This window comes from Vibrio sp. OPT18, assembly GCF_015163615.1.
GTDB lineage: Bacteria > Pseudomonadota > Gammaproteobacteria > Enterobacterales > Vibrionaceae > Vibrio > Vibrio coralliirubri.
In genome coordinates this window covers 44,924-59,723 of sequence record NZ_JADDYK010000034.1, presented here as the reverse complement: position 1 = coordinate 59,723, position 14,800 = coordinate 44,924, and the positions used below count along the sequence as shown (strand labels likewise).

The 14,800-nt window shown below is 44.1% G+C and carries 12 protein-coding genes; 4 read left to right on the top strand and 8 right to left on the bottom strand.

The window, feature by feature from the left end; translation table 11 throughout:
• Window positions 1-35: 35 nt before the first annotated feature.
• A complete protein-coding gene (locus tag IQQ51_RS08090; protein WP_048610904.1) occupies window positions 36-1,064 on the bottom strand; it encodes an amino acid ABC transporter substrate-binding protein in 1,029 nt (342 codons plus the stop codon).
• A 480-nt stretch (window positions 1,065-1,544) separates the two neighbouring features.
• Between IQQ51_RS08090 and IQQ51_RS08085 the strand changes: the two genes are divergently transcribed.
• Complete coding sequence (locus IQQ51_RS08085) at window positions 1,545-2,486, top strand: precorrin-2 dehydrogenase/sirohydrochlorin ferrochelatase family protein (RefSeq protein WP_193840782.1); 942 nt, start codon at window positions 1,545-1,547, stop codon at window positions 2,484-2,486.
• A 185-nt stretch (window positions 2,487-2,671) separates the two neighbouring features.
• Here the strand turns inward: IQQ51_RS08085 and IQQ51_RS08080 are convergent, their stop codons facing one another.
• Together IQQ51_RS08080 and IQQ51_RS08075 are read right to left on the bottom strand one after the other, a co-directional pair.
• Window positions 2,672-3,154, bottom strand: coding sequence for a YajQ family cyclic di-GMP-binding protein (locus IQQ51_RS08080; protein ID WP_004733632.1), 483 nt, complete (start codon window positions 3,152-3,154; stop codon window positions 2,672-2,674).
• A gap of 12 nt (window positions 3,155-3,166) precedes the next feature.
• Window positions 3,167-4,225 carry a 3-deoxy-7-phosphoheptulonate synthase gene (locus tag IQQ51_RS08075; protein ID WP_048615990.1) on the bottom strand — a complete coding sequence of 353 codons (1,059 nt, stop codon included), beginning with the start codon at window positions 4,223-4,225 and terminating at the stop codon, window positions 3,167-3,169.
• A gap of 207 nt (window positions 4,226-4,432) precedes the next feature.
• On the opposite strand from IQQ51_RS08075, the gene IQQ51_RS08070 reads away from it, so the two are divergent.
• A complete protein-coding gene (locus IQQ51_RS08070; protein WP_193840781.1) occupies window positions 4,433-5,320 on the top strand; it encodes a putative PEP-binding protein in 888 nt (295 codons plus the stop codon).
• 176 nt (window positions 5,321-5,496) lie between these two features.
• Entirely contained in the window at window positions 5,497-5,982 is a 486-nt protein-coding gene (locus IQQ51_RS08065) for a PaaI family thioesterase (protein WP_048612140.1), read from the top strand.
• A 94-nt stretch (window positions 5,983-6,076) separates the two neighbouring features.
• On the opposite strand, the gene IQQ51_RS08060 is transcribed toward IQQ51_RS08065, so the two are convergent.
• Window positions 6,077-7,432: a hypothetical protein gene (locus IQQ51_RS08060; RefSeq protein WP_172379573.1), complete on the bottom strand. Its 1,356-nt coding sequence runs from the start codon at window positions 7,430-7,432 to the stop codon at window positions 6,077-6,079.
• Window positions 7,433-7,460: 28 nt separating this feature from the next.
• On the opposite strand from IQQ51_RS08060, the gene IQQ51_RS08055 reads away from it, so the two are divergent.
• On the top strand, window positions 7,461-8,369 hold the full coding sequence (locus IQQ51_RS08055) for a S1 RNA-binding domain-containing protein (RefSeq protein ID WP_174214340.1): 909 nt from the start codon (window positions 7,461-7,463) through the stop codon (window positions 8,367-8,369).
• Window positions 8,370-8,668: 299 nt separating this feature from the next.
• Here the strand turns inward: IQQ51_RS08055 and rsmF are convergent, their stop codons facing one another.
• The 4 genes from rsmF to IQQ51_RS26810 all read right to left on the bottom strand — a co-directional run.
• Window positions 8,669-10,090 (bottom strand): 16S rRNA (cytosine(1407)-C(5))-methyltransferase RsmF, encoded by a 1,422-nt coding sequence (gene rsmF, locus IQQ51_RS08050; protein WP_193840780.1) that lies wholly within the window; start codon window positions 10,088-10,090, stop codon window positions 8,669-8,671.
• A 149-nt stretch (window positions 10,091-10,239) separates the two neighbouring features.
• Window positions 10,240-12,897 (bottom strand): MlaD family protein, encoded by a 2,658-nt coding sequence (locus IQQ51_RS08045; RefSeq protein WP_193840779.1) that lies wholly within the window; start codon window positions 12,895-12,897, stop codon window positions 10,240-10,242.
• On the bottom strand, window positions 12,884-14,167 hold the full coding sequence (locus tag IQQ51_RS08040; RefSeq protein WP_050642967.1) for a paraquat-inducible protein A: 1,284 nt from the start codon (window positions 14,165-14,167) through the stop codon (window positions 12,884-12,886). The genes IQQ51_RS08045 and IQQ51_RS08040 overlap by 14 nt, the downstream gene beginning before the upstream one ends.
• A 54-nt stretch (window positions 14,168-14,221) precedes the next feature.
• A partial coding sequence (locus tag IQQ51_RS26810) for an ATP-binding cassette domain-containing protein (RefSeq protein WP_228012742.1) occupies window positions 14,222-14,800 on the bottom strand: 579 nt, incomplete at its 5' end.

Here is a 14,800-nt window from a genome sequence, read left to right as displayed (position 1 = left end):
GGAAAACTCCGCCCTAATTGATGCTTGAAAATTTATTAACGGATTGGTGGAGCGTACATAAAGCCGCCCGCATTCCATAATGCATTTACACCACGAGAGATCTGAAGTGGAGAACCTGTACCAACAGTACGCTCAAAACTCTCACCGTAGTTACCAACTTGCTTAATTACTTGGTAACCCCAGTCGTCGCGAATGCCAAGGCCTTTACCTTTAGGACCGTCTACACCAAGAATACGTTTGATGTTTGGATCTTTTGACTTAAGCATTTCGTCTGCATTTTTAGAAGAGATGCCGTATTCTTCCGCGTTAATCATTGCTGAAAGTGTCCACTTAGCAACGTTAAACCATTTATCATCATCTTGACGAACAACAGGGCCTAGAGGCTCTTTAGAGATGATTTCAGGAAGTACTTCTGCAGATTTAGGATCAGCTAGGTTTAAGCGAAGTGCGTATAGACCAGATTGGTCAGTCGTTAGCACGTCACAACGACCTGCGTCGAAACCTTTAGATGTTTGTGCTGCCGTATCGAATACCACTGGCTTGTAAGACATGCCACTGTTACGGAAGTAATCGGCTAGGTTAAGTTCAGTTGTTGTACCTGATTGAACACATACAGAAGCGCCATCAAGCTCTTGAGCACTTGTTAGGCCAAGTTCTTTCTTAACCATGAAGCCTTGACCATCGTAGTAGTTAACGCCTACGAAGTTCAGACCTAGAGCAGTGTCACGATGTAATGTCCATGTTGTGTTACGAGATAGTACGTCGATTTCGCCAGATTGAAGCGCAGTAAAACGCTCTTTTGCTGTTAGAGGTACATACTTAACTTTAGTCTTGTCACCGAGTACAGCCGCTGCAAGAGCTTGACAATACTCAACATCAATTCCTTCCCATTCACCTTTTGAGTTAGGGTTAGAGAACCCTGGAAGACCGGTACTTACACCACAAGTTAGAAAACCTTGAGATGTGACTTTGTCCAGAGTGCTTTCTGCCGCTGATGCCGATGTTGCCATCATCGCAGTTGATGCAGCTACTACTGAAGCAAGAAGTGTTAGTTTATTTGTCATTTGTATCCTTCCTTGTTAACCAGGTGACACCTGATACTCGTGCTCGTTTGAGTTTCTCTTATGTGTTGCGTTTTCTATGACCTTGTTGTTCAAATTAAACGAGTTGCATTTTGCAAATGAAACTGTGTGCGATTTAAACAACTGTTTATAAGGTTAGGAAAGGATCCGTAGTTTCACAAATGTATAATTTAAAAAGAATTTTGAATGAAATCACAAATCCGAACACAATTAGAATGACCAAATGTTAAGTGAATGTAAATAGTGCAACGGTTCACACTGTTGGTGCAACAAGATTTAGGTTTTTATATTGATAATCGACTAGATAAATATTCTGAATCAACATCACAATGGTGAAATATTAAACTTAAGAAATGTTGAAATTTGGTCAATAAATATTTTTATTACACTTCGATAGTTATGAATATGCTCCAAATTTGGTAGCATGGCTGAATAGTTATTGAAGTAGTCTCAAGGAAGAACATGCGTTATTTCCCAATGTTTTTGGATGTAGAAAATAAGCCAATCTTAGTGGTTGGTGGGGGTGAGGTTGCTTGCCGTAAAGTCGATAGCTTACTACGAGCGGGAGCGGATGTGACTTTGGTGTCTCCCAAGGTAGCGCCTTACTTAAAGCAGCTTGTGGACGAGAACAAACTCCACTGGGTTCAAAACTTTTATTCGTCACAGATCATATCGAAAAATTACTTGCAGGTTTGGGCCACAACAGACAATCCAAGCTTGAATCACCAAGTGTATAATGATGCGAAAAAACTGGGTATTTTAGTCAATGTGGTTGACGATCTTCCTTACTGCGATTTCATCACACCTTCGATGATAAATCGCGGCAGAATCCAAATTGCCATCTCTAGTGGCGGTGCATCACCTGTTTTAGTAAGAAATATCAGAGAAAAACTCGAAACGGTATTGCCACAAAACATAGGTTTGATAGCAGACTTCGGTGCATCAAAACGCAATTCAATCAAAGAGTCATTCCCAACCGTCGACGAGCGTCGTAAATTTTGGGAGCGTTTCTTGTCATCCAGCTTTATCGAGCAGGTGAATGACAGAGAGCAGTTAGAGTCTTACTACCAGCAAGCGCTAACCGAAGGCATTGATAGCGAAGGGCAGGTCACTTGGATTGAATTCGAGAAAGATGTCGAGCTGCTGTCTATGAAGGCTTTACGTTTGATGCAGGAGGCAGAGCTCGTACTTTCACCGAGCGATTGTCCATTTGAATTTATCGACCTGTGCCGCCGAGATGCAGAAAGAGAGAACTACGCCAACAGCGGAGAGCTATCAACAAAGCTTGAGCAAGCAAGAGCAGAGAAATTACGAGTGTGTGTGTTTATTCCACCAGCAAGCGTAGAGTTTAATCTGTTGGTCGGCAAAGATCTAAAATTGTCAGCAGCCCAAGTACTCAGTTGAGGTAGTTGCTTCTAGTTGAAATGAGAGCTTTCTGGTTGTTTGAAATCGGCTAGAGGCTCGGAATAAAACTAAAGCTGGACCAGATAATTAAAAAGCCACTTCAAAAAGTGGCTTTTTGCTATTTCAAACACGACATCGTGCTGATGAGTGAGCTACCCAAATAGGCGGTCGCTCAAACTCAATAATTAGTCGCGGAAGTTGTCAAACTGGAAAGGTTGACCAAGTTCACCGCTGCGAACTAGAGCCATAACAGCTTGTAGGTCATCACGCTTCTTACCAGTAACACGAACTTTGTCGCCTTGGATAGAAGCTTGAACTTTAACTTTGTTGTCTTTGATTAGCTTAACGATCTTCTTAGCGACATCAGTTTCAATGCCTTGCTTAAAGATAACCGTTTGGTGCCAAGTGCGACCTGTTTGGTCTGCGGCTTTCGCTTCCATCGCGTTAGGATCAACATTACGCTTCGTTAGGTTGCTGCGAAGGATATCGCGCATTTGCTTCAGTTGAAAATCGTCTTGAGCAGTCAATTTTACTGATTCATCTTTGTAATCAAAGCTTGCTTCAACGCCGCGGAAATCGAAACGAGTCGATAGTTCACGGTTTGCGTTGTCTACTGCGTTACGCAGTTCTACTGCTTCTACTTCAGAGATAATGTCAAATGATGGCATTGTGTTGTTTCCTTAAGCTAAGTTTCTATCTTTAATTGCTGTTGCAAGCATGTCTAGCATTGTTGCAGTATCTTCCCAGCTTAGGCATGGGTCAGTAATCGACTTGCCATATTCTAGGTTGTTGATGTCTGTCATTGGCTGGTTGCCTTCAATAATGAAGCTCTCTGCCATAATGCCTGCAATTTGGTTCTTGTTAGATTTAATTTGCTCACAAATGTCTTGTGCAACTTCTAACTGCTTACGGTGCTGTTTCTGACAGTTAGCGTGGCTAAAGTCTACAACCAAACGTTGAGGCAGGTCGAATTCAGCCAGTTGCTTACACGCAGCATCTACAGATTCAGCGTCGAAGTTAGGGCCTTTATCACCGCCACGTAGAATAACGTGACCGTATGGGTTGCCAGAAGTACGGTAAACCGTCATGCGGCCGTTTTTATCTGGAGAGTAGAAGTAGTGTGAAGCATGTGCTGCACGAATTGCATCGATAGCAATCTTGATGTTGCCGTTGGTCGCGTTCTTGAAGCCAACTGGACAAGACAGTGCAGAAGCCATTTCACGGTGAATCTGAGATTCAGTCGTACGAGCGCCAATCGCGCCCCAAGTGATAAGGTCCGCAATGTACTGACCTGTGATCATATCAAGGAATTCAGTCGCGGTAGCTAGGCCAAGCTTGTTGATATCGAGCAGAAGCTTACGAGCTTTGTTCAAGCCTGTTTCAAGTGCGTACGAACCATCAAGATTCGGATCGGTAATCAAACCCTTCCAACCTACAACAGTACGAGGCTTCTCGAAGTAGGTTCTCATTACCACGAACAGTTCATCTTTGTACTGGTCTTGAATTTTGCTTAGGCGCTCAGCGTAATCAAGTGCCGCATCTGTATCGTGAACAGAGCAAGGGCCTACGATAACTAATAGGCGGTTATCACGACCAGTTAGGATATCTTCGATTTGGCGGCGAGAATTTTTAATGCGCTCAGCAACGTCGTCAGTAATAGGGTGTGCATTGCCTAGTTCGGCAGGAGTTGGCATAGGACCCAGAGCTTGGGTTCTCAACTCATCAGTTTTTAATGGCATGTGATAGCTTTTTTATTCTATTGCGAAGTGGTTAAGATAACGGAATTGAACAGAGGAATAAACTCTATTGAGTCAAAGTTATCTCAGTTATTGCTAATATTCTTATTTTTATCAGCAGGCCAGCGTCAAATAAGGGATTTTCACTTGTATTAACAGGCAGCTGTCGGTATTTTCGTTTGAACACAACATAAAAATGCTGGAGCAGCAATGACTCAAGAAAATCAAAGCACTTTGCACCCAGAACTTGTTTTAGGTGATGTGCTGCCTTCTTACAACGATAATAATAATTCCAACCACTTATACGTTTCATTATCAGAATTGGTGATGGATCGTGTCTTCTACCACCCAAGTATCGAAAGTCACTTAGATACACTGACTGATATCGAAAAAACGTCTTTAGATGCAATTCTTGGCGATAAAACAGTCGATGAGCATTTTGTGACGACCTTAGTGATTGCCATTCAAGCTGCCGTTCAGCCAAATCACACTTCTGTTCGTATCGCATTAAGCAGTGCAGACAGCTATGGCTTCCGTTCGCTGCTTGGCGGGAACTGTGAAGCTGAAGAGATTAATCCTGCACTAGGCGTTCGTGGCGTTGCTCGTTACGCGACACCAGAGTACAGCAAGGCTTTCGCTTTAGAGTGCCAGGTCATTAAAACGTTGCGAGAGCAGGGCATTAACGTTGAAGTGGTTGTGCCGTATGTACGAGCATTAAGCGATGCCGCTAAGATTATTGACCTGCTTGCCGAGCAAGGTTTACCACGCGGTCTGAATGGTTTGAAAGTACTGTTCTCGTGCGATGTGCCGTCTGCAGTGCTATTGAGCGAGCGCTTACTGCATTACTTCGATGGTGTAGTGGTAAACGTTGATAGCTTAGCGTCTTTCACTTTAGGCGTAGACAAACACAATGAAGCTCAGCAACACGCTTTTGATCCACAAAACGAAGCGGTTATTACCTTGTTGGATATGATTGTTAAAGCAACCCTGAACGCGAAGAAACCAGTGCTGCTAGTAACTCAAGGCTTAGTCGATTACCCACGCCTACAAGGTTACATAGCTGATCTTGAAGGCGTAGAAACGGTCGTGACTGCATAAATCGGTTTGTTGTCTTAATAAATCAACTGGCTGTATCCGTTTATTTGAAGCGCTAAAGCTTTGAGAATGAAAGAGATATCATTATGCGATGATATCTCTTTTTTGTAACATTTTTTTGACATCTCTATCGCTAATCGATTAACTGGTCTGATGACTGATTTGACTAGGTAATCCGAATGTTGACCCCTCTACAAAAAGCAAATTTCTACTTGAGCATGTTTGGTTTTTTCAAAGTGCCTTTGATCTGGTTATGCAGACCAAAATTGCTCGCACTGGATAACCAACATGTTGAGGTCAAAATCCCTCTTAAAAGACGAACGAAGAACCACCTTAATAGCATGTATTTTGGTGTTTTGGCTGTAGGTGCTGATGTGGCGGGTGGCTTTCTTGCGATGAGCAAATCTCAGCAGCAAGGTGAAAAGATTTCGTTGGCATTTAAAGAGGTGACGGGCAACTTCTTAAAGCGTCCAGAAGGCGATGTACACTTCACTTGTAATGATGGTGAGTTGATCAACACTATGCTGGAAGAAACGATGTCTACCGGGGAACGTGTAAACCAACCTGTAACCATTATCGCGACTTGCCCATCTTTGCATGGCGACGAGCCAATGGCCGAGTTCACGCTAACGCTTTCGATTAAGAAAGTCCCGTCTAGGAAATAGCTCGGAAGTAGATGGAAGCTTGAATAAGTGAATAAGTGAAAAGAGCGGTATGTGAATTGAACACCCACATACCGTGCTGCACACCATAGCAAAGCTAAGATTCTTGAGTGATTTGCTCGATGTCGACGATCTTTGAACGGTTCATTACGATTTTCCAACGGTAATAGGTCGGTTCGTTATCGTGATTGTTCTCTTTAATGATCAGGTTGAGCAAGTGGCGCTTTTCTACCGATTCACGGCTAACTTGCCCTTCATTCAATCGATACACCTTATTTGAGCCCTTATCCATCAATCGTGTCAGCGCTCGGAGGCTGATGGATAACGTTTCACGAGTCTCTTCATAACCACTCATGAACGTCGATGTCGACATCTCAGTGTGCGAACGATAGTGCAGGATCTGCTCTTCACGTTGAACGACACGCTTCTTACGAATTGATTGAATACGATCTGCTAACTTAGAGAAATTCGCATAGTCCAGCCACTCAAGCTTGTGACCGACAGATTTATTGGTCGTCGGGTCGAAGTAACGACGCTTCCATTTCGGTTTGCCTTTACGCAGCCAGCGCCAAAGGATGTCTCTCAAATCATCTTTGAAGATTTCGCGTAATGCATAGATGAATGACATCGCTACGATGAAGGAAGCGGTAATCTCACCAAGAAAGTCACGAGCCAAGATCACAGTAGTAGTCACGACAACCATCACCAAACCGGTCGCAATGCCTTTCACGGCACGCTTAACGTTCTTACCCATGGAGGTGGTCTTCTCCTTGAGTACGATAGGGTGTTCAATCAAACGTCTCAGCAGTCGCATCTTGTTACTCAGGCGGGTGACGTCTTCACGTACCTTAGCTGAGTTGTAACGGTTGAGCTTGCGGTGAGCGGTTTCTTTATCACAAAGCGTTAAGAGTCGTTCTTTGATGGTGGAGTACTCGCTGCCACGTGGCATGTGTGAAACCAGCGATAAGAACTTTTGCTCTGTGTACCATGAAAGATAGTTATCAATGTTTGCGTAGTAGCGCTTAAGGTTCTCTTCATAAGGAATACTACGACGAAGCTTCTTGAGGATATCTAAAGCTAATTCAATAACTTCATCTACTTCATCAGCCGTTACGTCGTCACTATCATTCTTATTCAGGCTACTTACCGCTTTATCTAACGCGATAACATATTGGTAGGCGAACAAACTCAAACTGACACGATACTGCGTAATCGACAATCGTCCACGCTTAGCTAAGCGACTGTGTACCAAAGGTAAAAGTGTCTTGTCACTGTAGTAGGCACGTTTTTGAGTGATTGAGCTGTAGAAAAAGGCACTTTCAGAAAGCACTTCAGGAGTCAGTCCAAGTTCACCGGGAATGAATAGATAAACGTCCATGTCGAGCTTTTTTGTCTTAGCCATGGCATGGTTAATTTTAAGTGTTATCGCATCTTGTTTATCAACGGTGATCAACGATGTCTCCTAGAATGTAAAAATATGAATGAAACTAGCGAAAGCATATCAGAGATCACGTATAATCTCCGCCAAATTTAAAGTAGAGACAATCTTGATGATTAATATTGGTCAAATAAACAACTTAGAAGTAGTAAAACAAGCAGACTTCGGTGTATTCCTTGACGCGAGCGACTATGGAACCGTGTTGCTGCCGAAACGATTTACTCCTGAAGGTGTTGAAATTGGTCAAAAGCTAGATGTTTTCTTATACATTGATTCTGACAACCAGATCGCTGCAACCACTGAAAAACCAATCGCTCAAGTAGGCCAGTTTGGTTTGATGACGGTTGAAGGTGTTAACAGCACTGGTGCATTCATGAGCTGGGGCGTGAAAGGTAAAGACCTTCTTGTTCCTTTCAGCGAGCAGCGCGGCCGTTTAAACGAAGGCCAGTCAATCTTAGTATATGTGTATATCGATAAAGCATCGAGCCGTATCGTTGGTACAACTAAGTTCAACAAATGGTTAGACAACACGCCTGCGACTTATAAGCAAAATGAGCAAGTCGATCTCATTATCGCTGAGCGCAGCCAACTTGGTTACAAAGCGATCGTGAACGGTGAACACTGGGGTATGATTTTCCCATCTGACATCATCGGTAAGCTGTTCATTGGTAAAACACTAAAAGGCTACATTAAAAACGTTCGTGAAGAAGACGGTAAGATTGATCTGTCTCTTCAGAAAGTTGGTGTCGCTAAGATGGATGACCTAAGCACTAAGGTTCTTGACCTGCTTGAGAAGAAAGGTGGTTACCTGCCTTTGAATGATAAGTCTTCTCCTGAAGTTATTTTCTCTGCATTCAGAACCAGCAAAGGTACGTTCAAGAAGACAATTGGTGGTCTATACAAATCTGGCAAGATCACTATCGACAAAGAAGGTATCAGCTTAGTTAAGTAAGCGATCCTTTCTGTCAAAAAAAAGCCCAAACCTTCCTGTTTGGGCTTAGGGGAAAGGGCTCCGAAGAGCCTACGCTAATCGTTTTAATCTTTTGACTATTAGATTGAAGTCTAGTTTAGATTCCCTAAAGTGCGATTTTTCTTTTTGGAAATAGTGACTTGAATTGATATTTATATAATTAGTTGTTGATTTACAAGCGCTCACACACTGAGTTACATGACCGGTAGAATAGAAAAAGCCCAAACAATTAACGTTGTTTGGGCTTTTTGTTTATTAAGGTGTATTCAGTGCGAACGCTTTTAGAAAAGGTTCTTATCGCGCACGAGTTCGCGTGGTAAACCGTTCTTCACTCGGTTGCCAACCCACTTACCAAGGCCGATGATTGCACCATTGTACTTCACTAGTACTTCACCTTTTCCTGACAAGTTTTCAGGGCGAACATCGCGGCCCATGAACCACTCACGAGCATCTTCAATACTTAGCTCGACAACATTTGCTTCATTACCTGTTGCCAGTGTTGTGGCCACTTGGTGCTGCCAGCGGTAACCTTTTTTATGGGTTTCGGCGATCTTGATTCCCATGCGAGAGAAACGGAATTCACCAATCATAGGTTCTAGCGCTTCTGGGAATAGCCAGACATCTTTGTCACGAATCCAAACCTGAGTATCGCTTGGCAATTCGATATCGAGAGTATCCATTAATTGTTCAGCGACTTCTTGCTGAGATTTCTTTGAGGCTTTTTCAAATGGGAATTTACCCATACGCTTTTTAACTTCTGGTGGAGTCACAGATGCTAGCTTGCGAATACGAGCAACGAAGAAGCCTTCAGAGTCATAAACTTGTGGGAAGATGTGTAGAAAGCCTTCCTCTGTTGTGGTTGCTTTTGCATTGTCGAACAGTGATTCCAGAGATTCGAATTCAACCGCATCACCAAAGGTTTCTTTTAGGTGATGACACACTTGTTGGTTCTCTTCGGTGCTAAGCGTACACGTTGAGTAAACCAAAACACCATTAGGTTTAAGAGCATGGAATGCACTTTCAATCAGATCTTTTTGCGTGTCGGCAATGTCGACCACAGATTGATACGTCCAGTTCTTCATCGCATCGGCGTCTTTACGAATGGTACCTTCGCCAGAGCAGGGTGCGTCTAGCAACACAGCATCAAACTGTTCTGGTAACCAACCACCGAAAACTCGACCGTCAAAGTTACTTAGAGCGGCATTACGAACACCACAACGTTCTATGTTAGCGTGAAGGACTTTTACACGGCTTGCTGCGTACTCATTGGCAACCAATACACCGCGATTATTCATTAGCGCAGCGATTTGCGTTGTTTTAGAGCCGGGTGCAGCCGCAGTGTCTAGCACCGCTTGGTAGTCAGCTTCGCCTTGGAAAAGTGCCAAAGGTGGCATCATCGAGCTGGCTTCTTGGATGTAGAAAAGACCAGACATGTGTTCTGCCGTATTACCTAGTGGCGCTTCACTTTCATCAGCTGTAATCCAAAAGCCCGTTTCACACCAAGGTACAGGTTCCAGTTCCCAGCCTTTCTCTTTTGCTCGTACTAGGAAGTCTTCAACACTGATTTTCAATGTGTTGATTCGAATACTTTTACGAAGTGGTTTTTGGCATGACGCGACAAAAGAAGCCATATCTAGATGACTAGGCATGATTGCTTCGATGTGCGTTAGGAATTCTTCAGGGATATATACGTTAGCGTGCAAAAGAGTATCTCGATTTATTGCATTAATGCGGGGAGTTTAAAGCAAAATGAGGCCGCCCTAAACCATATTTATAGCAAACAACAAAAATGCAGCCGAATGGCTGCATTTTGATGAAGAATTAATCTTCTAGAAACGTCAGGGAATTCACTCTATGGACGAGGAATTGCTGTTCTCCATGATTTCCACTCATCTTCGGCTTGAGGATAGAGGTAGAAAGACTGATCTTCGCTTGCTACTGGTTGAAGTTCATTTGTCGGTGGCGTTGAGAATGTAATACCACCTCTTAACAAGCTGTCTACCGTTCCGGCTTTGATGTTTGCGCCTGACAGGCCGATAGAGACATCGACGCCCGACACGTTCCAGAACACGGTGTTTGCGCGGATTAGATACGCGTAGTCTGGTTCTATTTGAATCGTAGAGATGATGCGGTCAGCAAACTCGCCTAACTGAACATCAATAACACTGCCGATTTCTAGCTCACGGAATAGGATAGGTGTGCCTTCAGATACTGAGCCTCGCGTTTCGCTTTGCAGTTGGAATATCTTGCCTTCAGGCTGCACGGGTCCTTTGCTAAGCTCAAATTTCGTGTTTCTTTCACCTTTCCCCGGATCTACGTTGATGTGCTTAGAGAGCAGCGCAGAGACGTTTTTGATGCCGTTAAGGCCAATCTCAGGCTCTGCCAACCAGAAATGACTGTTCGCCACGGCAATCCTGTCGACGTACTCAGGTAAAATACGCGCAGTAATTTCAATACCGCCCTTGTTGAAGTTCGGAATCACCAAAGTAACCTCACCAACAGTGACACCTTGATATTTGATCGCCATGCCCTTGCTGACTTCTTGATTGCCAGAAGAGGTGATAGTAATCGCGCGGCCAAATTTTCGAGCGGATTTCGAATCTTTATATAGCTTCCATACATCGCCGAGTTTGTTGTCGATTCCCGGCAGAGAGTCAAAAGCAATACCGCCTTGGATAAGGGTTTTAACTGGTGCCGCTTTAATGCTGATACCCGATAGCGATGCATCAACCTCAACGCCTGAACGGTTCCAGAAAACAGTGTGCTTGTTGAGTAAGTGCGTGTAACGATTTTCGATTGTGACTTTGATTCTTACGCCACCGTCTGCAAGCTGAAAATCAGAAATACTACCCACTTGTAGGTTGCGGTAGAGGAGTGGGCTACCTTTAGAGATTGAAGGTAGCTCACTGGCAAACAACGAAAGTGTCTTTGAACCAGACTGATTAAACTTAGCGATTTCTGCTAACGACTTACTTTGGAAAAGTTGGTAGTCCGTTCGAGCTTCAGATTTGCCTTCACTCACAAAGCTAATCGAGCCTGTAAGAAGCTGTTTTGCTGGTGGGACCGTAACACTCAAGCCTGATTCGGTTAGCTCTGCAGTCGCACTACCTGTCACAAAGAAACGGTTGTGGCTTTTGATAAGGTGCGCGTACTCATTATCGATAAGTGCATCCATGAAGACTTCGTGTTTATCAGAGCCCGTACCAACACCATCAACTAATCCCACATGGATGATAGAGCCAACGGCAATGCCTTTGTAGAGAAGTTGTGTACCGACATCTAACCCGAACGAATTGTTCGACGTTAAGCGAATCGCAACGGATTTCTCTTGTTCCTGACTGAATTCATTTTTGCGGATTGCAGTAAATCGACGCGCCTTTTCACCTTCACCCGGTACCAAGGTTAAAAAGTTACCTGTCACTAAATTGGCAATGTTTTTCATACCAGTGAGTGACAGTTCAGCTTCTTCTAGAACGAACTTACTGCCACTATTTAAGAAGTCACTGAATGCCGGTTGGATAGCAGCTGAGGCGACCACGTTTTCACGCCCTTCGCTTAGCGATAAGTCAGTGATTTGACCGATTTCAATACCGCGATACATGATCGGAGCACCCGTAGCACTGATTTTATTATCATCGGGTACGGCGATCTTGATAGAGATACCTCGACCCGCTGTTTTCAGATCTGGGTAGAGTTTAAACTTAGAATTCATCTCAACCGGTTGGCCTTCTCCTGGAGAGTCGACCGCAATTGAACCACCAAGCAATGCACTTAGGCTCTCTAAGCGAACATCAACACCAGAAAAGCCAATACTGGCACCTAAACCACTGACATTCCAAAAACGGCTTTGGTCAGTAATGATATGGCTGTATTCATCTTTAATTGACGCTTGAATCGTAACGGATTTAGCGTTGTCGTTTAACTGGTAGTTGTAAACCTCACCAATTGGGATTTTACGGTAAACGATTTGAGAACCAACAGACACACCGCCCAGATCTTTGGTCGTCAGTGAAATATTCAAACCTTCGGAAGCCAGCAAGTCAGAAGGGGATGATTCTAAGGCTTGGAAAACGGTTTCTGGGTCTTGTTTGGTTTCGCTCGGGTGGATAGCAATATAGTTACCAGAAACAAGTGCGTCTAATCCTGAGATACCCGACAAACTTGCTGTCGGTTTTACAAGCCAGAAACGAGTGCCTTTTGAGAGTAGCTTCTTCGCTTCTGGGTAGATGTCAGCATCGACGTAAATACTTGATAGATCTTTGGACAATGTGATGTCGCGGACCATACCCACCTCTAAGCCTTGGTAACGAATCGTTGTTCGACCTGCGACTAAACCTGCGGCATCTGAGAAGTATATTTGCACACGCTGCCCAGCATCGTGTATCGATTTCATGACCAACCAACCGGCTAAGGCGACGGTTAATATCGGCAGAATCCACAAAGGTGAGATGCCTTTGTTTTTCCTTACTTCTGGTGAATATGACGTTTGTGATTGGTTATCGTTGTTCATTCACTGACTCATCTTTAGAGGTGTAGTTATCCCAAATTAGCCTAGGATCTAAGCTTTCCGCTGCTAGCATCGTGAGAACAACTACGACACCAAAAGCGACTGCACCATAACCTGGTGTAAAGTTTAAAATTTGTCCGCGGTCGACCAAGGTCATCATGATCGAAATAACGAACAGATCCATTACCGACCATTTCCCCACCCATTTCACGATGAAATAGATGGTCATACGTTGCCTGTGGTAAACGGCGCGCTTCATCTTTATACAGATTAAGATGTACGCGAGGCCCAGTATTTTCGCGACTGGCACGACGATACTGGCAATGAAAATGATCGCAGCGATGCCATACATATCGCTATTAATCAGCGAAGCGACACCGGAAATGATGGTGTCTTCCAGCCTTTGACCGTTGGTAATAAGGATAGAGATAGGAATAACGTTAGCGGGAACAATAGCCACGGATGCGGCAAACAGCAGAGCCCAAGTCTTCTGTATAGAGTAGGGCTTGCGGTGATATAAGTCATGGTGACAACGCACACAAGTATGACCGTCAGGCTGAGACAGATGACAGTTGTGACAGTGTACGTTCTTACTCTCAGCAAAAGAGTAGTCAGATTCTTTTGCCCAAGCTTCCCAGTAGCGACGCACACTGATACGGCTTACCAGTAATACGCTGAATAGCTGCAGAAGAATCAGGCCAATCAAACCAGGGCCGACGAAAATGTCTGAGTAATCTTGCAGTTTGAAACATGAGACCGCCAAACTTACCAGAAACACATCCAACATCATCCAATGTTTGAGAGTCTGAATAATGGCTAATGAATAACGAAAGGGGGTGAAGATCTTAAAACGCAGTGATGCATGAGTGATGAGTACCGACGTGCACACGAGCAACGGAGCGATCGAACTGCAGAACAGGATCAGCAAACCAAGTAGAGGAAAGCCTTCGCCCATTAAGGTAAAGACGCCGGATGGTAACGTCGCGGGAATCATGACACCAATCAGGCGAATACTGATGAATTCAAAAAAGTGCGATGGGATAAACAGCAATAAGCAGGTAATTGCGATTGCTAGGTTTCCTGAGAGGCTAGGGGTGCCGCCTCTATAAAGCTGAGTTCCGCATCTTGGGCAGTAAGCAGATTTCCCTAAAGGGATGTCCATTTTATCTACGGGAAGTTCGCAGCCCTGGCAAAGACGCACTGAGCTGCTGTCGCATTGGTGTTTTGTTGATAAAGGGTTGGTTACGGATGGGGAGGTCACGCGACCTCCCAAGTTGAAACGTAAGTTAGGTTAGAAACCCGACTTAAAGACTCAGAGACACAAACATCAGGCGTGCGATTGCACACTGCCGTAGAGTGTTTGATAGAGTCCTTGTTGTTCAACCAATTCACCATGTGTTCCCGTCTGTGTGACTTGTCCATCTTCTAAAACATAGATTAGATCGGCTTGTTTCACCGCTGATAATCGATGAGCCACTATCAAAGTTGTGCGATCTTTCAAAAACTCGCTCAGAGCTTTATGCAGCGCTGACTCTGTTGCTGTATCGAGTGCAGATGTCGCTTCATCAAGAATAACAAACTTAGGATTGCTCAGCACCATACGAGCTATTGCTAAGCGTTGTCGTTGACCACCAGACAGTCGAACGCCGTTCCTACCAATTTGTGTATCTAAGCCATTACTCAGTTGCTTGATGACATCTTGCATTTGAGCGACTTCAAGCGCACGCCACAACGACATTTCGTCGTATTCAGCACCAAGGGTCAGATTATGCCTTAATGTATCGTTAAAGAGTATAGGTTGTTGTAAAACAACGGCAATTTGATTGCGTACTACATCAAAGCTAATATCATCGGTTGTTTCACCGTTATAGCGAATACAACCTGAGTCTGCTTGGTAAACCCCAAT